The 23,217-nt window shown below is 62.7% G+C and carries 19 protein-coding genes, 1 tRNA gene and 1 pseudogene; 14 read left to right on the top strand and 7 right to left on the bottom strand.

Annotated features, from left to right (window positions below):
• Nucleotides 1–60: 60 nt before the first annotated feature.
• Nucleotides 61–1,389, bottom strand: a complete 1,329-nt coding sequence (locus OKW43_RS05230; RefSeq protein ID WP_429447332.1) for an IS4 family transposase — start codon at nucleotides 1,387–1,389, stop codon at nucleotides 61–63.
• Nucleotides 1,390–1,532: 143 nt separating this feature from the next.
• On the bottom strand, nucleotides 1,533–2,639 hold the full coding sequence (locus tag OKW43_RS05225) for an aromatic ring-hydroxylating oxygenase subunit alpha (protein ID WP_187637736.1): 1,107 nt from the start codon (nucleotides 2,637–2,639) through the stop codon (nucleotides 1,533–1,535).
• A 320-nt stretch (nucleotides 2,640–2,959) separates the two neighbouring features.
• Between OKW43_RS05225 and OKW43_RS05220 the strand changes: the two genes are divergently transcribed.
• The 4 genes from OKW43_RS05220 to folE2 all read left to right on the top strand — a co-directional run bounded on the left by OKW43_RS05220 (nucleotide 2,960) and on the right by folE2 (nucleotide 7,191).
• Complete coding sequence (locus OKW43_RS05220) at nucleotides 2,960–3,268, top strand: exodeoxyribonuclease VII small subunit (RefSeq protein ID WP_187637737.1); 309 nt, start codon at nucleotides 2,960–2,962, stop codon at nucleotides 3,266–3,268.
• A complete protein-coding gene (locus tag OKW43_RS05215) occupies nucleotides 3,265–4,146 on the top strand; it encodes a polyprenyl synthetase family protein (RefSeq protein WP_429445663.1) in 882 nt (293 codons plus the stop codon). The genes OKW43_RS05220 and OKW43_RS05215 overlap by 4 nt, the downstream gene beginning before the upstream one ends.
• 87 nt (nucleotides 4,147–4,233) lie before the next feature.
• A complete protein-coding gene (gene dxs, locus OKW43_RS05210) occupies nucleotides 4,234–6,141 on the top strand; it encodes a 1-deoxy-D-xylulose-5-phosphate synthase (protein WP_187637739.1) in 1,908 nt (635 codons plus the stop codon).
• A gap of 243 nt (nucleotides 6,142–6,384) precedes the next feature.
• Complete coding sequence (gene folE2 / locus OKW43_RS05205) at nucleotides 6,385–7,191, top strand: GTP cyclohydrolase FolE2 (protein WP_187637740.1); 807 nt, start codon at nucleotides 6,385–6,387, stop codon at nucleotides 7,189–7,191.
• A 93-nt stretch (nucleotides 7,192–7,284) separates the two neighbouring features.
• On the opposite strand, the gene tsaD is transcribed toward folE2, so the two are convergent.
• Nucleotides 7,285–8,313: a tRNA (adenosine(37)-N6)-threonylcarbamoyltransferase complex transferase subunit TsaD gene (gene tsaD, locus OKW43_RS05200; RefSeq protein WP_187637741.1), complete on the bottom strand. Its 1,029-nt coding sequence runs from the start codon at nucleotides 8,311–8,313 to the stop codon at nucleotides 7,285–7,287.
• Nucleotides 8,314–8,458: 145 nt separating this feature from the next.
• On the opposite strand from tsaD, the pseudogene OKW43_RS05195 reads away from it, so the two are divergent.
• The 8 genes and pseudogenes from OKW43_RS05195 to OKW43_RS05160 all read left to right on the top strand — a co-directional run bounded on the left by OKW43_RS05195 (nucleotide 8,459) and on the right by OKW43_RS05160 (nucleotide 17,771).
• Nucleotides 8,459–9,695, top strand: a pseudogene (locus OKW43_RS05195) (NAD(P)/FAD-dependent oxidoreductase).
• Between the two features lie 49 nt (nucleotides 9,696–9,744).
• Entirely contained in the window at nucleotides 9,745–9,957 is a 213-nt protein-coding gene (gene rpsU, locus OKW43_RS05190) for a 30S ribosomal protein S21 (protein WP_008919901.1), read from the top strand.
• Nucleotides 9,958–10,190: 233 nt separating this feature from the next.
• A complete protein-coding gene (locus tag OKW43_RS05185; protein ID WP_187637743.1) occupies nucleotides 10,191–10,637 on the top strand; it encodes a GatB/YqeY domain-containing protein in 447 nt (148 codons plus the stop codon).
• Between the two features lie 120 nt (nucleotides 10,638–10,757).
• Nucleotides 10,758–12,638: a DNA primase gene (dnaG, locus tag OKW43_RS05180; protein ID WP_429447330.1), complete on the top strand. Its 1,881-nt coding sequence runs from the start codon at nucleotides 10,758–10,760 to the stop codon at nucleotides 12,636–12,638.
• Nucleotides 12,639–12,729: 91 nt separating this feature from the next.
• Nucleotides 12,730–15,120: an RNA polymerase sigma factor RpoD gene (rpoD, locus tag OKW43_RS05175; protein WP_429445658.1), complete on the top strand. Its 2,391-nt coding sequence runs from the start codon at nucleotides 12,730–12,732 to the stop codon at nucleotides 15,118–15,120.
• A gap of 151 nt (nucleotides 15,121–15,271) precedes the next feature.
• Nucleotides 15,272–15,359: transfer RNA gene (locus OKW43_RS05170), tRNA-Ile, on the top strand.
• Between the two features lie 206 nt (nucleotides 15,360–15,565).
• The gene (locus OKW43_RS05165) at nucleotides 15,566–15,736 is read left to right on the top strand and encodes a hypothetical protein (RefSeq protein ID WP_187637745.1); all 171 of its coding nucleotides are present in this window, start codon (nucleotides 15,566–15,568) and stop codon (nucleotides 15,734–15,736) included.
• A gap of 892 nt (nucleotides 15,737–16,628) precedes the next feature.
• Nucleotides 16,629–17,771 (top strand): porin, encoded by a 1,143-nt coding sequence (locus OKW43_RS05160; protein WP_187637746.1) that lies wholly within the window; start codon nucleotides 16,629–16,631, stop codon nucleotides 17,769–17,771.
• A gap of 373 nt (nucleotides 17,772–18,144) precedes the next feature.
• On the opposite strand, the gene OKW43_RS05155 is transcribed toward OKW43_RS05160, so the two are convergent.
• Together OKW43_RS05155 and OKW43_RS05150 are read right to left on the bottom strand one after the other, a co-directional pair.
• Entirely contained in the window at nucleotides 18,145–18,783 is a 639-nt protein-coding gene (locus OKW43_RS05155; RefSeq protein ID WP_187637747.1) for a LysE family translocator, read from the bottom strand.
• A gap of 485 nt (nucleotides 18,784–19,268) precedes the next feature.
• A complete protein-coding gene (locus OKW43_RS05150) occupies nucleotides 19,269–20,291 on the bottom strand; it encodes an IS30 family transposase (protein ID WP_429445436.1) in 1,023 nt (340 codons plus the stop codon).
• A gap of 76 nt (nucleotides 20,292–20,367) precedes the next feature.
• Here OKW43_RS05150 and OKW43_RS05145 point away from each other — a divergent pair, with 76 nt between their 5' ends.
• Complete coding sequence (locus OKW43_RS05145; RefSeq protein WP_187637748.1) at nucleotides 20,368–20,634, top strand: H-NS family nucleoid-associated regulatory protein; 267 nt, start codon at nucleotides 20,368–20,370, stop codon at nucleotides 20,632–20,634.
• A 96-nt stretch (nucleotides 20,635–20,730) separates the two neighbouring features.
• Here OKW43_RS05145 and pcaG read toward each other — a convergent pair whose 3' ends face one another.
• On the bottom strand, nucleotides 20,731–21,318 hold the full coding sequence (pcaG, locus tag OKW43_RS05140; RefSeq protein ID WP_429445653.1) for a protocatechuate 3,4-dioxygenase subunit alpha: 588 nt from the start codon (nucleotides 21,316–21,318) through the stop codon (nucleotides 20,731–20,733).
• Between the two features lie 3 nt (nucleotides 21,319–21,321).
• Nucleotides 21,322–22,026 carry a protocatechuate 3,4-dioxygenase subunit beta gene (pcaH, locus tag OKW43_RS05135; RefSeq protein WP_187637750.1) on the bottom strand — a complete coding sequence of 235 codons (705 nt, stop codon included), beginning with the start codon at nucleotides 22,024–22,026 and terminating at the stop codon, nucleotides 21,322–21,324.
• 112 nt (nucleotides 22,027–22,138) lie between these two features.
• On the opposite strand from pcaH, the gene pcaQ reads away from it, so the two are divergent.
• Nucleotides 22,139–23,092, top strand: coding sequence for a pca operon transcription factor PcaQ (gene pcaQ / locus OKW43_RS05130; RefSeq protein WP_429445650.1), 954 nt, complete (start codon nucleotides 22,139–22,141; stop codon nucleotides 23,090–23,092).
• The last annotated feature ends 125 nt before the right edge of the window (nucleotides 23,093–23,217 follow it).

Below are 23,217 nucleotides of genomic sequence, written 5' to 3'. Positions count from 1 at the left end.
CATGGCCGGTCTATGTCGGTAGTCTAAACAAAAAAAGACGGGACGAAGCCCTAATGCCGTTCAGTTAAGGTCTCTCTTCAGGAATCGAACGGTGTAACGGAAAGGTCTGGATTTGACGGCCCGGGCGCAAGTGCGCCCGGGCCGTTTTTCGTTGGGAAGCTGCTTGAGCCGCTCGCGCAAGCGAGTCAGCAGCATGGGAAGTTTGCCGTACGAGCGCGTCACGGCCGCCCATGTCATTTCATACTGGATGATATGGAAGGCCCGAATAAAGCTCAGATCCTCAGGCGCGTGCCCAGCATCAAGCGCGGCTTTGGCTATTTCCAGACGGATCAGGTTGTAGGCGACCAGGGCGCCCCAAAGCTCCTGGTAGACCCCTTGCACAGTCTGACTGCGAAGCGTCAGCTCCATGCCCAGCATCGACTGCTTCAATTCATGGTAGCTGGTCTCGATCTGCCAGCGACGCTCGTAGCACGCCACGATGTCGGCCGCCTTGAAACGCCGTCGATCGGTCAGGGACGTCAGCAAGATCCGTTGCCTGCCGCGGACATCGACGGCAAGCACCGCGCGAGCCTCCCAGAATTCGGGTAGTTGCGGGCATTTCGTTCGTGCCTGCGGCGAAACGCGCATGCGCACGATCTGGTCCCCTTCGTGCCCCCTCACCACCTCCCAACGCGTATTGGACTTGGCCGGGATGATGAAATGCCGGTTCTCGCCACCCGAGACCAGGTTGCATAGCAACTGGGCCGACAGGAACCCCTTGTCGAACACGGTAATGGAGTTATCTGGCACGCGCGGGATAAGCTCACGCGCCCAGATCATCTCATTGATGTCGTAAGGACCGAAGCTGGCATCGCGCACCAGACGCGTCGCAATGGTGGTGAGCGTGACTGCGCGCAATTGAGGATAGCTGCCCACCCGGTCATGAGTGGCGGCTGAGGCGCCAAAGTGCTTGCGGTTGGCGGCACTGTCGGCGGTTTGCAGCGTGGTGCCATCCATCGCGAACAGCGCGAAGCCCTTGAAGAGATACTTCGCCTGATCCTGCGCGACCCAGTTCCTGGCCGATTCGTGAAACAGCCACGCCAGAGGAGCGGCGCCGGTGCGCTGCCGCGCCTGGGCGATGGCGCTTTTACTGACAAATGACGCTTGCGGTGTGGGTAAGGCAAGGTCCAGTTCGTCAACGACCTCACTGATCGACTGGTGCCGGTACAACGCCAGCGCAATCACCAGCCATACGACCTGCTGCGCGGGTAGCCGGCGCCGACGAATGCTCGCACTGGCACTGGCCTGTACCGCACATTCGATCCACTCGTACGGAAGATGCTGCCCCAGCCGGTCCCATTCGAACGGCCGCTGTGATTCGACCAATGGGCGTAGATCATCGACCAGCATGGCGATGAAAGTTAACACCCCTGCGTCACGTTTACAACCACTTTGCGCCACAAACAAAAAATGCCGTTCAGTCGCTTAACTGAACGGCATTAGGGACGAAGCCCGTCTTTCCTTGAGTCGATCGAAGCGCCACGCGGCGCGGATCAGATCGTGCCGAGTTCGCGCCGCAGAAACTCGTGGAAGTGCTGCATGCCGTCTTCCATCGGGCTCTGATACGGACCGACCTGCGATTCGCCGCGTTCCATCAGCGCGAGGCGGCCGGCGTCCATGCGCTCGGCGATCTCGTCGTCTTCGCGGGCCGTCTCCATATACGCGGCGCGCTCGGCTTCGACAAAGTCGCGCTCGAACAACGCGATTTCCTCGGGGTAATAGAATTCCACCACGTTGGTGGTCTTCTGCGGACCGCGCGGAATCAGCCATGACACGACCAGCACGTGTGGATACCACTCGACCATGATGCCCGGGTAGTACACCATCCAGATCGCGCCGAACTCGGGCGGATTGCCGTCGCGAAAGCGCAGCACTTCGTCGTGCCACTTGCGATACGTCGGGCTGCCCGGTTGCTCGAGCGCCTTGTGCACACCGACGGTCTGCACGCTGTACCAGTCGCCGAACTCCCACGTCAGATCGTCGCAATTGACGAAGCTGCCGAGGCCGGGATGGAACGGTGCGACGTGATAGTCCTCCAGATAGACCTCGATGAAGGTCTTCCAGTTGTAGTTGCACTCATGGACTTCGACGTGATCGAACATGAAGCCCGAGAAGTCGAAGCGGCGCTTGGTGCCGAGGCGTGCGAGATCTTTCGCGACGTCGCGACCCTGCGCCTCGAACAGCAGCCCCTGCCAGTTCCGCAGCGGCGTGGCGCCGAGATTCAGGCACGGGTTGTCGGCGAAATGGGGCGCGCCGAGCAGCTCGCCTTTCAGGTCGTACGTCCAGCGATGCAGCGGACAGACGATGTTCTGCGTCTGGCCGCGGCCGTTGAGCATGATGGCTTGCCGGTGGCGGCACACGTTCGACAGCAACTCGACTTGCGACTGCTGGTTACGGACGAGCACCCGCCCCTCGCGTTCGCTGGGCAAGGCAAAATAATCCCCCGCTTCGGGCACCATGAGTTCGTGGCCGATGTAGCGTGGACCTTTCTTGAAAAGGGTGTCGATTTCGCGCGTAAGAAGCGCTTCGTCAAAGTAAGCCGTGACTGGCAGCTGGCTGTGGACAGACCGCAACTGCAATGCATTGCTCAGATTGGACATTCCCACTCCCGATGAAGACGTGAAAGCAGTGAACAACCCAACCATCGAAGATTCGATTTAGGGAGCCCGCGATTATACCCGTTTCCCCCTGACAGGGGCACTTAAGTCCCTGATTTGGGTTAAAAATGTCAAGAAAGTTCGGCATTTTCGCCGCAGACCTCGCGCTTTTTTTCTGCGAGACTTCAGGGTCGAAGCGGGGCAAAGGTGGGCATCAAACAGGCTCGAAGCGAGGCGGCACGGCGGGGCGCAGGCTGGCGAGCGGATCAAAAATGTCGCTTTTGCCGTAGAATGTCCGACTTGTTTTAATTTTGCGACCATTCATGGCGAAGACCGCATCGAACGATTCCGCCGCCGCGTCAGCCGAAAGCGGCAATAGCGCGCCGCTGCCGGAGAACTACGAGGCCGCGCAAGCAGAGCTGGAAGAGCTCGTCGCTTGCATGGAAGGCGGCAGCCTGAGCCTCGAACAATCGCTGGCCGCGTACCGTCGCGGGGCGGCTCTTGTCGCATTCTGTCAACAGCAGCTCGAAAAGGTCGAGCAGCAGGTGCGGGTCCTCGATGGCGAGACACTCAAGCCGCTGCCCATGAATACCGCAGGCACAGCCGCGACTGAGAGCGGGGACGACCTATGACATTCGAACAATGGACGCGCTCGGTGCTCGAACGCGTCGAAACGGCTCTGGAACACTATCTGCCGGCCGAGACGACCGCACCCGCCAGGCTGCACGAGGCGATGCGCTATGCGGTGCTCGGTGGCGGCAAGCGGGTGCGGCCGCTCCTGTGCCACGCGGCCGGCGAGCTGACCGGCGCGCGCGCCGAATGCCTCGATGCGGCGGCGGCGGCGCTGGAAATGATCCACGTCTACTCGCTCGTGCATGACGACATGCCGTGCATGGACGACGACGAGCTGCGCCGCGGCAAGCCGACGGTCCACGTCAAGTATGACGAGGCGACCGCGCTGCTGGTCGGCGACGCGCTGCAGTCGCAGGCATTCGTCGTGCTCACGTCCGACGTGCTCGGCCAGCCGCAGCAGGCCTCGCTCGTGCGCGAGCTTGCGCTAGCAAGTGGCTCGATCGGGATGTGCGGCGGTCAGGCCATCGATCTGGCGAGCGTCGGCCAGACGCTGACTCGCGCACAGCTCGAAACCATGCATCGCATGAAGACCGGCGCGCTGCTGCGCGCGGCCGTGCGGATGGGCGCACTGGCCGGCGAGACCCCGGACGCGCGGGCGCTGGCTTCGCTCGACGCCTACGCTGCCGCGGTCGGCCTCGCGTTTCAGGTCGTCGACGACATTCTCGACGTCACGACCGACTCCGCAACGCTCGGCAAGACCGCCGGCAAGGACGCGAAGGATGGCAAGCCGACCTACGTGTCGATTATCGGGCTCGACGCGTCGCGCGCGCTGGCGGAGCAACTGCGCAGCGACGCGCACGCCGCGCTTGCACCGTTCGGCGCTCGTGCGCAGCGTCTTGCCGAACTGGCCGACCTGGTGGTGGACCGGGTCAGCTGAACGCGAGAGCCCGCCGCCGCGCACTCTCCATCCCCGGGGTGCATGTATGAAGTGCGGGCGCGTAAGTTTTCCTACAATGGAACGACGATGTACGACTTGCTGAAAACCATCGACGACCCGGCAGCCCTGCGCCGCCTCGATCGCCGCCAATTGCAGCCGCTTGCCGACGAGTTGCGCGCCTTTGTGCTCGACAGCGTATCGCAGACGGGCGGCCATCTCTCGTCCAACCTCGGCACGGTCGAGTTGACCATCGCGCTGCATTATGTGTTCGATACGCCGCACGACCGGATCGTCTGGGACGTCGGCCATCAGACCTATCCGCACAAGATCCTGACCGGTCGTCGCGACCAGATGCACACGCTCCGTCAGTTGGGCGGCATCTCGGGCTTCCCGAAACGCGATGAATCGGAATACGACACCTTCGGCACCGCGCACTCGAGCACGTCGATTTCGGCTGCGCTCGGCATGGCGATCGCGAGCAAGCTGCAGGGCGACAACCGTATGGGCATCGCCGTGATCGGCGACGGCGCGATGACGGCCGGTATGGCCTTCGAGGCAATGAACAACGCGGGCGTCGAAGACGACGTGCCGCTGCTCGTGATCCTTAACGACAACGACATGTCGATCTCGCCGCCCGTCGGCGCGCTCAATCGCCATCTCGCGCGTCTGATGTCGGGGCGCTTCTATGCGGCCGCGCGCGCGGGCGTCGAACGCGTGCTGCGCGTCGCGCCGCCGGTGCTCGATCTGGCGCGCAAGCTCGAGGAGCACGCGAAGGGCATGATCGTGCCGGCCACGCTGTTCGAGGAGTTCGGCTTCAACTACATCGGGCCGATCGACGGTCACGATCTCGATTCGCTGATCCCGACGCTGCAAAACATCAAGGAGCTGCGCGGGCCGCAGTTCCTGCACGTCGTCACGAAGAAAGGCCAAGGCTACAAGCTGGCCGAGGCCGATCCGGTGCTGTACCACGGCCCGGGCAAGTTCAACCCTGCCGAGGGCATCAAGCCGGCCGCGACGCCGTCGAAGAAGACCTATACGCAGGTGTTCGGCGAATGGCTGTGCGATGCGGCCGAACTCGACTCGCGCGTGATCGGCGTTACGCCGGCAATGCGTGAAGGCTCGGGCATGGTCGAGTTCGAAAAGCGCTTCCCGGATCGTTACTTCGACGTCGGCATCGCCGAGCAGCACGCGGTGACATTCGCGGGCGGCCTCGCCGCGGACGGCATGAAGCCGGTCGTCGCGATCTATTCGACCTTCTTGCAACGCGCGTATGACCAGCTGATTCACGACATCGCGCTGCAAAACCTGCCGGTGGTGTTCGCAATCGATCGCGCGGGTCTCGTCGGCGCGGACGGCGCGACGCACGCGGGTGCATACGACCTCGCGTTCATGCGTTGTATTCCGAACATGACCGTGATGGCGCCGTCGGACGAAAATGAGTGCCGGCAGATGCTGTACACCGCGTTGCAGCAGTCGCATCCGACCGCGGTGCGCTATCCGCGCGGCGCGGGCACGGGTGTCGCCACGGTCAAGCAGATGAGCGCGTTGCCGTTCGGCAAGGGCGAAATGCGTCGGGAGACGTCGGCGCCGGCCGGCAAGCGCATCGCGATTCTCGCGTTCGGCACGATGGTCGCGCCGTCGCTCGCGGCGGCCGAACAACTCGACGCCACCGTCGCGAACATGCGCTTCGTGAAGCCGCTCGACACCGAGCTCGTGCGCAAGCTGGCCGAGTCGCACGACGCGATCGTCACCATCGAGGAAGGCTGCATCATGGGCGGCGCGGGTTCGGCCTGCGTCGAAGCCCTGCTCGCGAGTGGGGTTATGCGCCCCATACTACAATTGGGCCTCCCCGACCGGTTCATCGATCACGGGGACCCGGCCAAGCTGCTCGCCGCGTGCGGTCTCGACGCTGCGGGTATCGCCAGGTCGATCCGCGAACGCTTCCTCGCGAGCGGCGCGCTCGGCGGTCAGTCGTCGGTGAAGCGCGTCGCGTAAAGCGCTGCCGGCTGTCGTGCCGCGGTAGGTGCGACGCATGCCGCCGTCATGCGACGGCGGCTTCGGCAATCCCAAGTTTGAACCGACGGCCGTTTCGGCCGTCACCCAACGCCGGCGGGAGCCGGCGTTCGCCGTTGCGCGCTGATCCGCACGGCCGCTGGGCGTGTCAAAGTCGATGCGCGATAGTCCCCGATGCAGAGAAAACCTTGGCGCAGCCCAGCGCTTTCCAGAAAGGACAAAAGAATGAATCAGATGAATCCCGCCTTCGTGATGCCCGACGTGCAAAGCACCCCCGATACGCGCCAGATTCCGATCCAGCGGGTCGGCGTGAAGGGCGTGCGTCATCCGTTGACGGTTCGCGCGCAAGGCGGCGAAGTGCAGCCGACGATCGGCACGTGGAATCTCGACGTGCATCTGCCGGCCGAGCAGAAGGGCACGCACATGTCGCGCTTCGTCGCGTTGCTCGAAGAGAATAACGCGCCGCTCGAACTGGCCACGTTCCGCACGATGCTCGGCGCAATGCTCGAAAAGCTCGAGGCCGAGGCGGGCCGCATCGAAGTGTCATTCCCGTACTTCGTGAACAAGACCGCGCCGGTGTCGGGCGTGCAGAGCCTGCTCGACTATGAAGTCGCGCTGACGGGCGAGAGCCGCCAAGGCGCGACGCGGCTGTTCCTGAAGGTGCTGGTGCCGGTCACGAGCCTGTGCCCGTGCTCGAAAAAGATTTCGCAGTACGGCGCGCACAACCAGCGCTCGCATGTCACGATCGACGCCGAGTTGAACGGCGACGTCGCTGTCGAAGAGTTGATCCGTATCGCCGAGGACGAAGCGTCGTGCGAATTGTGGGGCCTGCTCAAGCGCCCGGACGAGAAGTTTGTCACCGAGCGCGCGTACGAGAATCCGAAGTTCGTCGAAGACCTCGTGCGCGACGTTGCCCAGCGTCTGAATGCCGACGAGCGTATCGTCGCGTATGTGCTCGAAGCCGAGAACTTCGAGTCGATTCACAATCACAGCGCGTATGCGCTGATCGAGCGGGACAAGCGCCTCGCCTGATACGTTCTTGATCGCTCCACGCCGTTTCGTTGCGAAAGCATTGAAGCAAAAAGCCGCTTGTAAAGTGGCTTTTTGTCTTCTTGGGGCGGCGGTTCAGTGCGCGAGCGACGTCAGATCCCAGCGCGGCTTCACGGTGAACGCGTAGTCGTTGCCGGCCTGTTCGGGCCAGCGTTGCAGACGCAGCGCGCCGGCCAATGCGATCATCGCGCCGTTGTCCGTGCACAGCGACAGGTCAGGATAGTGCACGAAGAAATTGCGCTTCTGCGCGGCCGCCGACAGCGCTTCGCGCAACTGCGCGTTCGCGCCGACACCACCCGCGACCACCAGCCGGTTCAGTTTCGTGCGCTTGAGCGCCGCGAGCGACTTCGCCGCCAGCACTTCGACGGCCGCATCGACGAAACCGCGCGCGAGGTCGGCCTTCGCCTGCTCGCAGATGTTTGCGCCGCCGAGCCGGTTCGCGTGCGTAAGCACCGCGGTTTTCAGGCCGCTGAAGCTGAAATCGAGGTCGCCGGAATGCAGCATCGGCCGTGGCAGCACGACTGCGCCAGGTGTGCCGAACTCGGCCATGCGCGAGACTTCGGGGCCGCCCGGGTAGCCGAGGCCGAGCAGCTTGGCGGTTTTGTCGAAGGCTTCGCCGGCGGCGTCGTCGAGCGTTTCGCCGAGCGTCTCGTAGACGCCGACGTCCGTCACGCGCATCAGTTGCGTGTGACCGCCCGAGACCAGCAGCGCGACGAACGGAAACGGCGGCGGCTCGTCGACGAGCAGCGGTGACAGCAGATGCCCTTCCAGATGGTGAATGCCGACGGTCGGCTTGTTCCACGCCATCGCCAGCGAATTTGCGACGCTCGCGCCGACCAGCAGCGCGCCCGCGAGCCCAGGCCCTTGCGTGTAAGCGATCGCGTCGATGTCGCCGCGCGCGACGCCGGCGCTCTCCATCACCTGTTCGAGCAGCGGCAGCGCGCGGCGGATATGGTCGCGCGACGCAAGCTCCGGCACAACGCCGCCGTACTCCCGATGCATCGCAATCTGCGAATGCAGTGCATGCGCGAGCAGGCCGCGCCTCGTGTCGTAGAGCGCAAGACCGGTTTCGTCGCAGGAGCTTTCGATGCCGAGAACGAGCATGATGAATCGCTTGAGACAGGCGCACGTGACGCGCACCCGAAAGTGAAAGGTAAGCCTGAAAGTATAGCAGCGCGGACAAGCAGGCGCAGGCGGCTGGCAGGCCACGGCCATGGACGCGCGGGCCCGACAGGTACAATGCGGCCCCATGGAATCCTTCGATATCGCGGTGATCGGCGCGGGGCGCGGCCGGCATGATGTGCGCGGCCGTGGCCGGGCAACTCGGCCGACATGTAGCGCTGATCGACCATTCGCAGCGTCTCGCGGAAAAAATCCGAATTTCCGGCGGCGGCCGCTGCAACTTCACGAATCTGTTTGCGGGGCCGGCTAATTATCTGTCGGCGAATCCGCATTTTTGCCGCTCGGCGCTCGCGCGCTATACGCCGCGCGACTTCATGGGGCTGCTGAAGCAGCATCGCGTGACGTGGCACGAGAAGCACAAGGGCCAGCTGTTTTGCGATCAGTCGAGCGACGCGGTCATCGACGTGCTGAAACACGAATGCGACGCCGGTGGGGTTGTATGGCGTACGCCGCTGTCCGTCGAAGAGGTGCGCCAGGACGCCGAGGGGCAGTTCCTGCTCGGCACGACGGCGGGCACGATCACCGCCCGTGCGCTCGTGATCGCGACGGGCGGTCTGTCGATCCCGAAGATCGGCGCAACCGATTTCGCCTATCGGATCGCCAGGCAGTTCGGCCACAAGCTGATCGACACGCGCCCCGCGCTGGTGCCGCTGACCTTCGCGCCGGCCGACTGGGAGCCGTTCGCGGCGCTGTCGGGCGTGTCGCTCGAAGTACAGCTGTCGACTAGGGATAAAAAGACCGGCGCCGAGTTCACCGAAGATCTGTTGCTCACGCACCGCGGCCTGTCGGGCCCCGGCGTGCTGCAGATATCGAGCTACTGGCAGCCCGGCGAACCGATCCACATCAATCTGCTGCCGGAGCGCAACGCGGCGGCCGCGCTCGTCGACGCGAAAAACGGCACGAAGCGGCAGATCGCCAATCTATTATCGGAATGGGTGCCGCAGCGGCTCGCGCATGTGTGGCTCGACACCCATCAGGTGGCCGCCGAGACCCGCGTGGCGGATCTGCCGGACAAGACGTTGCGCCGCATCGGTGAGGCGCTGTCGCGCTGGACACTCACGCCGAACGGCACCGAGGGGTATCGCAAGGCCGAAGTGACGCGCGGCGGCGTCGATACGCGCGGTTTGTCATCGACGACGATGATGAGCGCGCGCGTGCCCGGCCTTTACTTCATCGGCGAAGCGGTCGACGTGACCGGCTGGCTCGGCGGCTACAACTTCCAGTGGGCGTGGGCCTCCGGTGTCGCGGCCGGCGAGGCGGCCGCCGAATACGCGCGGGGGCTTGACGGCGCAATGGCTTTGTGAGAAAGCTCTGCTATACTCCTGAACCTTTACAAAGTTCCGTTATTGAAAAATGACGACCATCCGCGTAAAAGACAATGAGCCGTTCGAAGTCGCCATGCGCCGTTTCAAGCGCACCATGGAGAAAAACGGCTTGCTGACGGAACTTCGCGCTCGCGAGTTTTACGAGAAACCCACAGCCGAACGCAAGCGCAAGAAAGCGGCGGCAGTGAAGCGTCATTTCAAGCGTCTGCGTGGCCAGATGCTGCCAAAGAAGCTCTACTAATTCTAGCGTTGCCCCGCTGTACGCGGCGCGGCAGAATCGAAGCCGATGGCGGCACAACAGTGCCATCACGGCAAACCCGGCCCCTCGGGCCATCCGGCAGGGTCGCATCCACTACGCAAATTGCGCCAACCCGCTTGAGGAAGAAGTCCCAAGCGGGTTTTCGTGCTGATGCGGCGGTATCGCCGCCGTCAACCGGCCGGTTTTTCAACTTTTCAACGCAATGCAGGTGAATGATGAGCCTCAAGGACCGGATCAACGACGATATGAAAGCTGCCATGCGGGCGCGCGAGACCGAACGTCTCGGGACGATCCGCCTGCTGCTTGCCGCGATCAAGCAGCGTGAAGTCGATGAGCGGGTCACGCTCGACGATGCCGCCATAACCTCCGTCATCGACAAGATGATCAAGCAGCGCAAGGATTCGATCAGCCAGTTCGAGGCCGCGGGACGTACGGATCTCGCTGACAAGGAAAAGGCCGAGTTGGCCATTCTTTCTACGTACATGCCTGAGCAGATGTCCGAAGCGGAAATCATTGCCGAAGTGCAGGCGGCGGTCGCGCAAACCGGCGCGGCCGGCCCGCAGGACATGGGCAAGGTGATGGGTGTGCTCAAGCCGAAGCTGGCCGGCCGCGCCGACATGACCGCCGTCTCGGCGCAGGTCAAGGCAGCGCTCGCGAAGTAATTCGGTCGGTTTGCCCCGGTCGCGCGCGCCTTCGTGGAAGGCGAGGCGCGGGACCGGTCGCGGAGTCGAGCCCGGACCCCGGGCTTGGATTTTGAAGCTTTCCAGGCAGCGTCATTTACTGTGATCCCACCGTCATTCCTGCAGGACCTGCTCAACCGCGTCGATATCGTCGACGTGGTCGGCCGGTATGTGCAGCTGAAAAAGGGCGGCGCGAACTTCATGGGGCTGTGTCCATTTCACAACGAGAAGAGCCCCTCGTTTACGGTTAGTCCGACTAAACAGTTTTATCACTGCTTCGGCTGCGGTGCTCATGGCACAGCCATCGGTTTTATGATGGAACACGTGGGCGCATCGTTTCCCGAAGCGGTCAACGAGCTCGCGCAATCGGTGGGTCTCACCGTGCCGCACGAGCCTTCGCCCGGATATGGCGGTGCGGGTGCTAGCGGCTCCGGCGGCGGCTATGCGCCGGCGGCAACCAAGGCCGTCACCACCGCGCTGTCCAACCTGATGCAGACCGCCTGCGATTACTACCGCAAGCAGCTGCGCGGCGCGCCGGGCGCCATTCAATATTTGAAGAAACGCGGCCTGACTGGCGAAATCGCGGCGCGTTTTGGCCTCGGCTATGCGCCGGAAGGCTGGCAAAATCTCGAGGTGGCATTCCCGAACTATCGCGACGACGCGCTGGTCGAAGCAGGTCTCGTGATCGTCAGCGAAAAGTCCGATGCGCAGGGTCAGAACCGCCGCTACGATCGCTTCCGCGAGCGGATCATGTTCCCGATCCGCAATGTCAAAGGGCAGGTAATCGGCTTTGGTGGCCGCGTGCTCGACGGCGGCGAGCCAAAGTATTTGAATTCGCCCGAAACGCCGCTATTTAACAAGGGCAGCGAGCTGTACGGGCTGTTCGAGGCGCGTCTTGCGATTCGAGAGCGGCATTACGTGCTGGTCGTCGAAGGATATATGGACGTGGTGGCGCTGGCCCAATTGGGCTTCCAGAACGCGGTCGCGACTCTCGGGACAGCCTGCACGCCGATTCATGTGCAGAAACTGATGCGCCAGACCGACACGGTCATCTTCAGTTTCGACGGCGACGCGGCCGGCCGGCGCGCGGCGCGCCGAGCGCTCGATGCGTGCCTGCCGCATGCGGCCGATAACCGGACAATCCGTTTCCTGTTCCTGCCGACCGAGCACGATCCGGACAGCTACGTGCGCGAGTGCGGCACGGAGGCTTTCGCCGAGCAGGTGGAACGGGCGATGCCGCTGTCGCAATTCATGCTCAACGAGGTGCTGACCGGCAAGGAGCTCGATCAGCCCGAAGGCAAAGCCCGCGCGCTGTTCGACGCGAAACCGCTGCTGCAGGCGTTGCCGGCCAATGCGCTGCGTGCGCAGATCATGCACATGTTCGCCGACCGGCTCGATGTGCCGTTCAGCGAAGTTGCGGCGCTTTGCGAGATCGACGCGCGGATCGCGGCCGCGGCGCGTGAGGCGCCGGCCCGCAAGGACCGGCGCAGCGTGACCGGCATCGAGGAAAAGACGCTGCGCAATCTGGTGATGTATCCGCGCACGGTCGCGATGCTCGACGAAGAGGCCGAAGAGGCGCTGCTCAACGTGACCCGGCACGGGGAACTGTTCGCGGAAGTGACGACGCACGCGCGCGCTCTCGGCGATTCGGCGGCGTTCCAGTTGTTATCGGATCTCTTGCGAAACGGCGCGAACGCCCCAACTTTCGAGGAAATCTTTCGCAAAATTCTAGACTATGATGAAAATGTCAGGGATTTGCTGCTGAAAGACCCGCAGGACGCGGTCGTCATCGAGGAACGGCGCGAGCAGGAACGGATTGTCGGCGAGGAGTTGAAGGCCGCGATTCTGAAGATGCGATACGACGCTTATTGCGATCGCCTCGAGCAGCTCTCGCGACAGTCCCGGCATACGCCGGAAGAATTTGCCGAGTTCTCGGAGCTCAACCGCAAGCGGGCCGACATGAAGCGTCAGCTCGGGCTGTAACGGAGAGGCCGAAATCTTGGGTGGTACAATCAAAAGTTTCTAGCGGTTTGTTTTTTCAAGGGTTTTCCTAGCAAAGGCGAAAGGCGATGCGATGGCAAAGACGACAGGCGGAAATCAGACAACAGGCTCACGCGCTAAAAAGCGCACCGGAAAAGTTACCGAAGCCAAGCTGACTGCGTCCGCCAGAAGAACGTCTGCTGTCAGCGTTGCACCGGCTGCCGGGAAAAAGTCGTCGACCACTGCGGCCGCGCAGACCGCATCGGTTCGGGCGGCGAATGCCGCAGCACCGCCGGCCGCCAGGCGGGCGGGTGTCAGAAGCGCAAGGGAAGCGGCTGCCGTTGAGGTCGATGCGGTAGCGCGCGTGACTCCAGTATCCACGGTTCGACCGGCTGTTGTCCAACAGCCGGGGATCGAGACTACAGCCGGTACGGCGAACTCCATGACGAAAAAGCTGAATGAAGTACCCGTCGATGACGATGCAACCCACACCGAAGAAACCGCTGCCGCCGCACCGGGCAAAACGGAGAAGGTCAAGGCTCGCGACCGTCGTGCAAAGGAAAAAGCGCTGCTGAAGGATGCGTTCGCGTCGTCGCAGCCGGGCACGGTGGAGGAACTTGAAGAGCGTCGCTCCAAGCTGCGGGCGCTGATCAAGCTCGGCAAGGAGCGCGGCTTCCTCACGTACGCTGAAATCAACGATCACCTGCCGGACAACTTCACTGAGACCGAGGCGATCGAAGGCATCATCAGCACGTTCAACGACATGGGCGTCGCGGTCTACGAACAGGCTCCGGACGCTGAAACGCTGCTGCTCAACGACAACGCGCCCGCAGCTTCGTCGGACGATGAAGTCGAAGAGGAAGCCGAGGTCGCGCTGTCCACCGTCGACTCCGAATTTGGCCGCACCACCGATCCCGTGCGTATGTACATGCGCGAAATGGGCACGGTCGAGTTGCTTACGCGTGAAGGCGAAATCGAAATCGCGAAGCGCATCGAAGACGGCCTGAAGCACATGGTGATGGCCATCTCCGCGTGCCCGACCACGATCGCCGACATTCTCGCGATGGCCGAGCGCGTCGCCAACGACGAAGCGCGCATCGACGAACTCGTCGACGGTCTGATCGACGCCGACGCGGAAGACGCCGACGGCTTCTCCGCGCAGGAGGCGGAAGCGATCGAGAATGAAGACGAGGAAGCCGAGGAAGAGGAAGAGCAGGACGAGGAAGAAGACGATGGCACGGCGCAAGCCACCGCCAACGCCGCGCAGCTCGAAGCGCTGCGGCGCGCGTCGCTCGAAAGATTCGCGTCGATCAGCGAATGGTTCGACAAGATGCGTCGCGCGTTCGAGAAGGAAGGCTACAAGTCAAAGTCGTATCTGAAGGCGCAGGAAACCATCCAGAACGAGCTGATGACGATCCGCTTCACCGCGCGTACCGTCGAGCGTCTGTGCGACACGCTGCGCGCGCAGGTGGATGAAGTGCGTCAGGTCGAGCGTCAGATCCTCCATACGGTCGTCGACAAGTGCGGCATGCCGCGCGCGGAATTCATCGCGCGTTTCCCGGGAAGCGAGACGGACCTCGAATGGGCCGACAAGATCGTCGCCGAGGGGCATGTGTATAGCGCGATCCTCACGCGCAACATTCCGGCGATCCGCGAACAGCAGCAGCGTCTGCTCGATCTGCAGGCGCGCGTGGTGCTGCCGCTGAAGGACCTGAAGGAAACCAACCGTCAGATGGCGGCCGGCGAACTGAAGGCGCGCCAGGCGAAGCGCGAGATGACCGAGGCGAACCTGCGTCTCGTGATCTCGATCGCGAAGAAGTACACGAACCGCGGTCTGCAGTTCCTCGACCTGATTCAGGAAGGCAACATCGGCCTGATGAAGGCCGTGGACAAGTTCGAATACCGTCGTGGCTACAAGTTCTCCACTTATGCGACGTGGTGGATTCGCCAGGCCATTACGCGTTCGATCGCCGACCAGGCGCGCACGATCCGGATTCCGGTTCACATGATCGAAACGATCAACAAGATGAACCGCATCTCGCGTCAAATCCTGCAGGAAACTGGTCTCGAGCCGGATCCGGCCACGCTGGCCGAGAAGATGGAAATGCCGGAAGACAAGATCCGCAAGATCATGAAGATCGCGAAGGAGCCGATCTCGATGGAAACGCCGATCGGCGACGACGACGATTCTCATCTGGGCGACTTCATCGAAGATACGAACACGGTCGCCCCGGCGGATGCGGCGTTGCACGCGAGCATGCGCGACGTCGTGAAGGACGTGCTCGATTCGCTGACGCCGCGCGAAGCGAAGGTGTTGCGCATGCGTTTCGGTATTGAAATGAGCACTGATCACACGCTCGAAGAGGTCGGCAAGCAGTTCGACGTGACGCGCGAGCGGATTCGTCAGATCGAGGCGAAGGCGCTGCGCAAGCTGCGTCATCCGAGCCGTTCGGACAAGCTGAAGTCGTTCCTCGAGGGGAATTGACGGCAGCCGCCGCGGCTGGCTGCAAATGATGCGATCAAAGGGCCTCCAAGTCGTTTCGCGAAAGCGAAGCGGTTGCGGAGGCCCCTTTTTCATGTAGTATGTCGGCCAATCGACGAAACGGCCCGGCCTTCACGACCGGGTCTTTTTTCTTGGGCTGGACGCCGTGTTGGTTGCAGGCAGTGGACTCATAATCCACCTCCGAAAGGACATCGTGGGTTCGAACCCCACCCGGCCCACCAAGGTATCGAGAAAAAGGGTCCCGAATTCCGGGACCCTTTTTTGTTTTTGGGCCACCTTGGGGCCCCTCCAGCGCCGTGCGGCGCTCGCACGTTCGGGCGGCTGGAAGCGGGCCCGCCAACCCGTGCATCAAGCGCCGCCTGCGATCGCAGGAATAGCCGTTGCGCGTCCAGCGTTGGGAGATCTTCCCATCCACCTGGATGCCGCCATGCAAACTGATCCAACCATCGATCCCGTCGCGCCTGCCAACCAGCCGCTCGAGGAACCCAACGGCGAGCCGCGTCCGTTGCCCGACACCCCGCCCGACGCCGACCCGCTCGCGCCGGGTTCGTCGCCCGGGGACGAGGAGGCGCTCAGGCGCACCCAGCGCAAGCCATAAGCAGCGGTCGCGCGTAATCAGGGAAACTCCGCGTATAAACGGACACGGCCCCGCCGTTAATTGCATGCGGAAGGCTTGTTGATGCACGCCGTCCGCTTTCAGCACGGGTATGGTCACGCGGCGGGCGGCGCCGCAATTCAACTCCGGGCAATGCCCGTACTGAAGGCTTCTTCGAGTCGCGTGCGCATCTTATTAAGACGCGAGTGATGGTGCTCGCTAAAGCGAGAAGTCAGAAGACCGCCGCAATGGCGGTTTTTTATAGCGATGCTGCCTGGGCGCGCCAGGCCGGGACCGTTGCGCCGCCACGGAGTGGCAGCCATTGATTGCGTCGGCCAATCGAAATTACACGAATATGCCGTTGCAAATGTTTGGCGGTTAATCGCCCCGCTGAAAAAACGATTAATTACCGATCGCGCGAAAAGGACTGCATTAACTCCATTAAGTTCCCCGGCTCGCAAAATAATTCTCAATCGACGCGGAAAGCCATCACTTCAACTATCCGATTACCCAAATAAAGACTGGCTTCTCGTCAATTTGCTCGGACCCGATTACGTCACACGTATTAACGGACTGTTGCAAACGCACAACTTCGAATTTTGGCGCGTTGCCAATTCTTTTGGCCGGAGCTAGCGATCCGGCACTCTCATCTTGCATTAAATGATGGGAAAACAAGAAGTTATCCCCGTCGGCTCTGGCATTGTTGCGGATTTCGAAAAATCCTGTTGCGCGAATCGCCAGCGTCGCTACCAGGGTGTCCCCCTACACTCACGCTTCGCTTCAAGGGTGCCCGGTCGATCCCAACGGTTCGGCCACGCGGGCGGCGGCGGATGCGATGCATCAGCTGCCGAGGCAGGTCCTGCTCCCCGTATAAATTTTTCGAATTGGAGTTTCCATGAAAAAGAGTCTCATCGTCGTTGCGGCGGCCGCATCGTTCGCTTCGGTCGCTCACGCACAAAGCAGCGTGACCCTGTACGGTCTGATCGACGCGGGCCTGACGTACACCAGCAACGTTGCCCATAACTCCAAGTGGGCAGCAGGTAGCGGCGGCATCAACCAGAGCAGGTTCGGCCTGCGTGGCTCGGAAGATCTGGGCGGCGGTCTGAAGGCAATCTTCACGTTGGAAAGCGGCTTCAACGTCAACAACGGCAAGTTCGCCAACAACAACGGCATGTTCAACCGTCAGGCGTTCGTCGGTCTGTCGAGCGCGCAATTCGGTACGGTCACGCTGGGTCGCCAGTACGACGCAGCGCAGGACTACCTCGCACCGCTGACCGCAACGGGCAGCTGGGGCGGCACGTACTTCGCGCACCCGTTCAACAACGACAACCTGAACACCAACGGTGGTCTGGCAGTCAACAACTCGGTCAAGTACTCGAGCGCTAACTACGCTGGCTTGACGTTCGGCGGCACGTACGGCTTCTCGAACCAGGCTGGCGGCTTCGCAAACAACCGTCAGTACAGCCTGGGCGCCGCATACCAGTGGCAAGGCCTGCACCTCGGTGCTGCGTACGCACAGCAGAACAACCCGGCTGCTAACGCGAGCGGCGCATCGGACGGCGTTCTGGCGAACACCGCGGGCGTGCTGCAAGGCAACTTCCGCCAGCGTCAGTTCGGCGCAGCGGGTTCGTACGGTTTCGGCCCGGCGACCGTCGGCGTGGCATGGACGCAATCGCGCATCGACAACCTGGTCGGCGCAGCACCCGGCCAGCGTCAAGGCCATACCAACAACTACGAAGTCAACGGCAAGTACAACGTGACCCCGGCTCTCGGCCTCGGCATCGCGTACACGTTCACCGACGCACGCGGCTACGGCATCAACGCTGACGGTAACGACATGAAGACCCGTTACCACCAGATCGGCGTGCAAGCTGACTACTCGCTGTCGAAGCGCACCGACGTCTACGCTCAGGCTGTGTACCAGCACGCAATGGGTGACGGCGGCGTGGCCTCGATCTACAGCGGCGACAACACGGTTCCGACGTCGTCGTCAAAGAACCAGACCGCTGCTACGGTCGGTCTGCGTCACCGCTTCTAAGCTTCAGCAGAAGCTGCCTGTAGTACGAGAAGGTGCCGTTCGCGGCACCTTTTTTTATGCGCGGCATCCGTGACGCCCGTTTTGCCATGACGAGCGGGAACGATTCAGAAAATCGTCCGCAGACCGAGCGCAACGCCGGTCTGATTGTCGCAGCCCGGCACAGCCCGTCGCCGAGCGCGCCCGGCAGCCACCAGTTCTCGTTGTAGTTGCCGACCGTGAGCGGGTCGTAGGTGTCGCCGAGCAGGTCGAACAGTGGCGTCCAGCGTGTCGCGCCGCTGTTGCTGCACGCGCGCGCTGTTCAAGACCGACCACGCTGTCGAAATCCGCGCAACGCGCAAGGGCGGCGTGCGCGCGGGGTAGCGCTGATCAGTCGTCAAATCCCCACCTTGTGCGCGTTCAGGATCAGTCGTAGGCCGAGCGCGGTCACGGCGCTCGCGGCGATGCGATCGATCCACGCTTTCCAGCGCAGATAGATCTCGCGCGGCCGTTTGCTCGAAAAGCACAGTGCGACGATCGTGTACCAGCCCGCTTCGATCGCGAAGATCGCCGGCGGCAGCGCGAAATAGCACCACACCGGCGGATGCTGCGGCAGTAGCGCGGCGAAGATACTGCCGTAATAGACGGCCGTTTTCGGATTGCTGAGCTGCGTGCTCAGGCCGACCCAGAACGATTTGCGTGGATTGCCGCCGCTGCCGGTTTGCGTCTCGCTGAACGCGAGCGGCTTCGCGGCGCCGCGCCAGATTTTCGATGCCAGATAGACCAGGTAAACGCCGCCGGCCACTTTCAGCGCGACGTAGAGCCATTCGACCGTCGCGAGCAGCGTATAGAGCCCGAGCAGCGCGATGCCGCTAAAAAACACGCCGCCGATCCCCATGCCGAGCGCCGTCGCCAGACCGTCGCCACGCGACAGACCGATCGCGTTGCGCGCGACGATGACGAAACTCGGCCCCGGACTCATCGCGCCTAAAAGCAGCGCGGCGAGAATCGTGAGGATGGCGGTCGAAGCGGGCATGGTCGTGTCTCCTGATGTCGGGCCGATGATGCAAGATGTTCTGGCGAATACCGAGTCTCGCATTCTCCGCCAATCGCGCGGCGGAGGCGACGAATACTCAAACGTTGGAAGTCTCGCAATAAGTGCAATGAAAAAAAGTCCTTTGCTGCGGCCAAAATACATCGAATGCTAGAATGACTTTCCATACGCCGAAGTTCCCTCGCAACAACGAGGCGATCTATCACGCGAAACACGGGCGCGGTTCGAGCCACGTCGATGCTACCAGTAGCCGATTCCCTTGATCCGAGAGCTTCAACTCAGGCGCTTTAATTCAGAATTTGACAGGCATCACTTGCAAATGCGGGTTTTCACGCATTTGCAAGGATCACGTGAATCCGTCGAATTGCTTCCGTTCAAATTGAACTACGCACCTGCCTCGCGTTGCTTTGCGGGTTGCCAATTTGTCTAATGCCAGGGCGGTTTCAAAGGTGAAGCGCAACAGCGGGTTAATGAACGGAAGCTGAAGTTATGGAAGCGGTTGCGAGCATACGTTCGAACACCTCGAATGGCGAATGAAATGCATGCGTAGCACGCGGTCGGCTGTTGAGGCTGTCGGCGATGGCATCGAGTTCGTCCTGGCTGTAGATCGAGAGGTCGGTGCCTTTTGGCAAGTACTGACGCAGCAGCCCGTTGGTGTTCTCACAGGTGCCGCGTTGCCAGGGGCTGTGCGGATCGCAGAAGTACACGCGCACGCCGGTGGCGGCGCTGAGCTCCTGATGGCGGGTCATTTCCTTGCCCTGGTCGTAAGTGAAGCTCTGGCGCAGGGGCGCAGCGATCGAATTCAGCTTCGCAGTGAAGCCGGCCAGGGCCGAGGCGGCGGTGGCGTCGTCCATCTTCGCCAGCAGCACCAGGCGACTGGTGCGCTCAACCAGCACGCCGACGGAAGACTGGTTGCCGGCACCCTTGATAAAGTCGCCTTCCCAATGGCCTGGCATCACCCGGTCATCGACCTCAGGCGGGCGCACATGGATGCTCACCATGTCGGGGATCTGGCCGCGCCGGTCAGTGCCCCGCTTGCGTGACATACGCGTGCTGTGGCCGTGGCGCAGACAGGCGATAAGCTGGCGGCGCAGCTCGCCGCGTGGCTGGGCATAGATGGCGGTGTAGATGGTCTCGTGCGAGACATGCTGGGTCGGATCGTTGGGCCACATGCGCTTGAGGGTACCTGAGATCTGCTGGGGCGACCACTTCCATTCCAGCAGGGTGAGTACCACGCGCCACGACACGCTTTGAGGGTGCAGCTTGGGACACGGGCGCGCAGCCTCGCGTCGGCTCGTGCTGAGCGCCTGCGCTGGTGCAGACGCATAGCCCACGGCAGAACACGTGTTCCTGGTCAGCTCGCGGCTCACGGTTGACGCCGCGCGCCCGAGTGTTCGGGCGATGACCTGAACGCTCGAACCCTGCTGCTTCATGCTTGCAATCGTCATGCGTTCTTCAGGCTGCAGTTGTTGGTAACTTCTTTTTTGCATTGGCACACCTTACACGAGCAAGGTGTTGCACTTCAAATTTGATCGCGCCAAGCAAGAGCTGCGACACCAATACGTTATGAAAGAACGAGAAGGACAACAACGACTGTTCGAACGCGATGAGAACCTGCGCGAGCGCATGATCGCGTGGATCCGCCGACGCATGAACGACCACGACATCACGCTGGAAGCGCTGGCCGAATCGCTCGAAGCCGATGCGAACGCCGTGGCCGCGGTGCTGTATCGCGACGCGTTCGGTAACAAGTGGGACGGTCGCGGCGATAAACCGGCGTGGCTCGCGCGCGCGATTCACGCCGGACAAAGCATCGATCATTTCCGCTGCTGAGCGCGCGCAGGCGCGCCGCGAACCGCCGACGCGAAAAAAAGCCCGCGCAAGGCGGGCTCGATCTTTAGTGCTCGGCGTTTCGCGACAAATCGCGCATCACAGGTCGAAAAACACGGTTTCCTTATCGCCCTGCATGTGGATGTCGAAGCGATACACGTTGGCCGCGCCCGGATCGCGACACGCGATCAGCGTGCCGCGGCGCTCGGCCGGCACCGACGCCAGCACGGCGTCCTGCTCGTTCGCCTGCGCTTCGTCCTCGAAATAGATGCGCGTGAACGTATGCAGCAACATGCCGCGCATCGTCAGGATCACGTTGATGTGCGGCGCTTCGTCGGGGGCCGCGCGGCCCGGCTTCACCGTCTCGACGATAAAGCGCTTGTGCGCGTCCGTACCGGTGCCGACGCGCGCAAAGCCGTGAAAGCCGGTCTTCAGGATGTCCTCGCGCGATTCCGGATAGTGGCCATTCGAGTCGACTTGCGACATCTCGACCATCGCGTCGCCGACCACTTTGCCGTCGCCGTCGAACACCTGACCGACGATCGTGATGTGCTCGCCGGCCGCTTCCCTGTCGGCCAGGACGTGCGTGAACAGGCTCTTGAAGTCGAAGTCGTATTGCTGCGGGCAAAGACCATAGGCGAAGTAGGGGCCAACGGTTTGCGAAGGCGTTTGCTTGAGGGTCGTCATGGCTTAGCGCTCCATCGGGGTTTCGTTCGGGCCGCGCAGCACGATGTCGAAATCGTAGCCGAGCGCGTAGGCCTCTTGCGTAATGTCGAGCGAGAACTTCGAGATCAAACGCTCACGGGCACGCTCGGGTGTGCCCTGAAAGATCGGGTCGAACGCGAGCAGCGGATCGCCGGGGAAGTACATCTGTGTGACGAGACGCGAGCCGAAGTGGTTGCCGAACAGCGAGAAGTGGATGTGCTGCGGACGCCATGCGTTCGGATGGTTGCCCCACGGATACGCGCCCGGCTTGATGGTCATGAAGCGGTAGCGGCCTTCGTTGTCGGTGATGCAGCGGCCCGCGCCGAGGAAGTTCGGGTCGAGCGGCGCGTCGTGCTGGTCGGCCTTGTGCACATAGCGGCCGGCTGCGTTCGCTTGCCAGACTTCCACCAGCGTGTTGCGCACCGGGCGGCCGCCTTCGTCGAGCACGCGACCCGTCACGATGATGCGCTCGCCGAGCGGTTCGCCGTTGCGCACCGCGTTGCGGGTCAGGTCGTTGTCGAGCGGGTCGAGATCGTCGGTGCCGTAGACCGGCACGCGCTGGTCGCGCAGCCGTTCTTTCAGTGGGATCAGCGGACGCGTCGGACCGCGCTTTACCGACGAACCGTACGGCGGATAGACATATTCGGGATGGGACGCGAAATCTCGCGGGGAGAGAATTGAATCTTCCATGAGGTGTCTCCGTTGGAGGAATCGTGGGGATGCGACGTTATGACTCGCACTTTATACAAAGCGTGCGGTTATGAAAAATGACGTTTTTGCCCGTTTCGTATAACCTTCCGTTATGCAACGCAGTCTCGCGGATAGCCGCGTCAAATTCCGTCATCTGCAGTGCTTTCTGGCCGTCGCGCAGTTCGGCAGCGTCCAGCGGGCGGCTGACAGTCTGTCCGTCACGCAGCCGGCGGTGTCGAAGACAGTCGCCGAGCTGGAGGCCATTCTTGGCGTGAAGCTGTTCGAGCGCGGCCGTCACGGTGCGGTGCCGACGCGCGAGGGACAGCTTTTCATGCCGCACGCGAGCGCTTGCGTGAGCGCGCTGCGCCAGGGCGTCGACCTGCTTGCTCGCGCCGAGGGCGCGGCCTCCGCGACGCTCGAAGTCGGCGTGCTGCCGACGGTCGCCGCAGTGCTGATGCCGCCCGTGCTGAGGCAATTCGCGACGCAGTGGCCGCGCGTGATCGTGCGACTCGCGACCGGCGCGAATCCAGAATTACTCGAATGCCTGAAAGCGGGCTCGATCGAATTCGCGATCGGCCGCCTCGCGGACCCCGAGCGGATGGTCGGCCTGAGCTTCGAGCAACTCTTTACCGAGCCGCTGATCGCGGTCGTGCGGGCCGGGCATCCGCTCGCGCAGGGGACGGCCTTGCCGGCCACGTCGCTGGAGGAATTTCCGATCGTGCTGCCGCCCTTCGGCACGCTGATCCGCCAATCGGCCGAGAGCCTTTTGAGCGCGTGGGGCGTGGCGCCGTTGTCGGCGTTCGTCGAGGTGTTGTCGGTATCGACGGGGCGCGCGCTGACGCTCGAAAACGGCGCGGTGTGGTTCGTGCCGCAAAGCGCGGTCGAATACGAACTCGCGCACGGCATGCTGGTGCGCTTGCCGCTGCCGTCTGCGGGTACCGGCGAGCCGGTGGGGCTGATTCGTCGCTCGGATACGCAGCCCTCGGCGGTGGGGCGTGCGTTCATCGAGGCGGTGCGCGAGGTTGCGCGGAGCAGACGGTTGCGAATGCCCCGCGACCCGGTGTAAAAACACGGTGCGAAAGCCGCCGCGGCCCGTTTTTTCCGCGGCACACCGCGCGCACGCCGCGAGCGAGCACAGATCACGCAGCCCATCGCGAACGGCCGGAACGGTTCGCGCCGAACCCCCGGCAA

It is taken from the genome of Paraburkholderia sp. WC7.3g, assembly GCF_050436345.1.
GTDB lineage: Bacteria > Pseudomonadota > Gammaproteobacteria > Burkholderiales > Burkholderiaceae > Paraburkholderia > Paraburkholderia podalyriae.
This window is presented reverse-complemented; position numbering and strand designations above follow the sequence as displayed.

Bases quoted from the DNA above. Each gene is read 5' to 3' on its own strand.
- rpoD (WP_429445658.1), top strand. From the start codon at position 12,730: ATGGCAAAGACGACAGGCGGAAATCAGACAACAGGCTCACGCGCTAAA.
- tsaD (WP_187637741.1), bottom strand. From the start codon at position 8,313: ATGCTCGTTCTCGGCATCGAAAGCTCCTGCGACGAAACCGGTCTTGCG.
- OKW43_RS05215 (WP_429445663.1), top strand. From the start codon at position 3,265: ATGACATTCGAACAATGGACGCGCTCGGTGCTCGAACGCGTCGAAACG.
- OKW43_RS05150 (WP_429445436.1), bottom strand. From the start codon at position 20,291: ATGCAAAAAAGAAGTTACCAACAACTGCAGCCTGAAGAACGCATGACG.
- pcaQ (WP_429445650.1), top strand. From the start codon at position 22,139: ATGCAACGCAGTCTCGCGGATAGCCGCGTCAAATTCCGTCATCTGCAG.
- dxs (WP_187637739.1), top strand. From the start codon at position 4,234: ATGTACGACTTGCTGAAAACCATCGACGACCCGGCAGCCCTGCGCCGC.
- OKW43_RS05155 (WP_187637747.1), bottom strand. From the start codon at position 18,783: ATGCCCGCTTCGACCGCCATCCTCACGATTCTCGCCGCGCTGCTTTTA.
- OKW43_RS05230 (WP_429447332.1), bottom strand. From the start codon at position 1,389: ATGCTGGTCGATGATCTACGCCCATTGGTCGAATCACAGCGGCCGTTC.
- pcaG (WP_429445653.1), bottom strand. From the start codon at position 21,318: ATGACGACCCTCAAGCAAACGCCTTCGCAAACCGTTGGCCCCTACTTC.
- folE2 (WP_187637740.1), top strand. From the start codon at position 6,385: ATGAATCAGATGAATCCCGCCTTCGTGATGCCCGACGTGCAAAGCACC.
- rpsU (WP_008919901.1), top strand. From the start codon at position 9,745: ATGACGACCATCCGCGTAAAAGACAATGAGCCGTTCGAAGTCGCCATG.
- OKW43_RS05160 (WP_187637746.1), top strand. From the start codon at position 16,629: ATGAAAAAGAGTCTCATCGTCGTTGCGGCGGCCGCATCGTTCGCTTCG.
- OKW43_RS05220 (WP_187637737.1), top strand. From the start codon at position 2,960: ATGGCGAAGACCGCATCGAACGATTCCGCCGCCGCGTCAGCCGAAAGC.
- OKW43_RS05165 (WP_187637745.1), top strand. From the start codon at position 15,566: ATGCAAACTGATCCAACCATCGATCCCGTCGCGCCTGCCAACCAGCCG.
- OKW43_RS05185 (WP_187637743.1), top strand. From the start codon at position 10,191: ATGAGCCTCAAGGACCGGATCAACGACGATATGAAAGCTGCCATGCGG.
- pcaH (WP_187637750.1), bottom strand. From the start codon at position 22,026: ATGGAAGATTCAATTCTCTCCCCGCGAGATTTCGCGTCCCATCCCGAA.
- OKW43_RS05225 (WP_187637736.1), bottom strand. From the start codon at position 2,639: ATGTCCAATCTGAGCAATGCATTGCAGTTGCGGTCTGTCCACAGCCAG.
- OKW43_RS05145 (WP_187637748.1), top strand. From the start codon at position 20,368: ATGAAAGAACGAGAAGGACAACAACGACTGTTCGAACGCGATGAGAAC.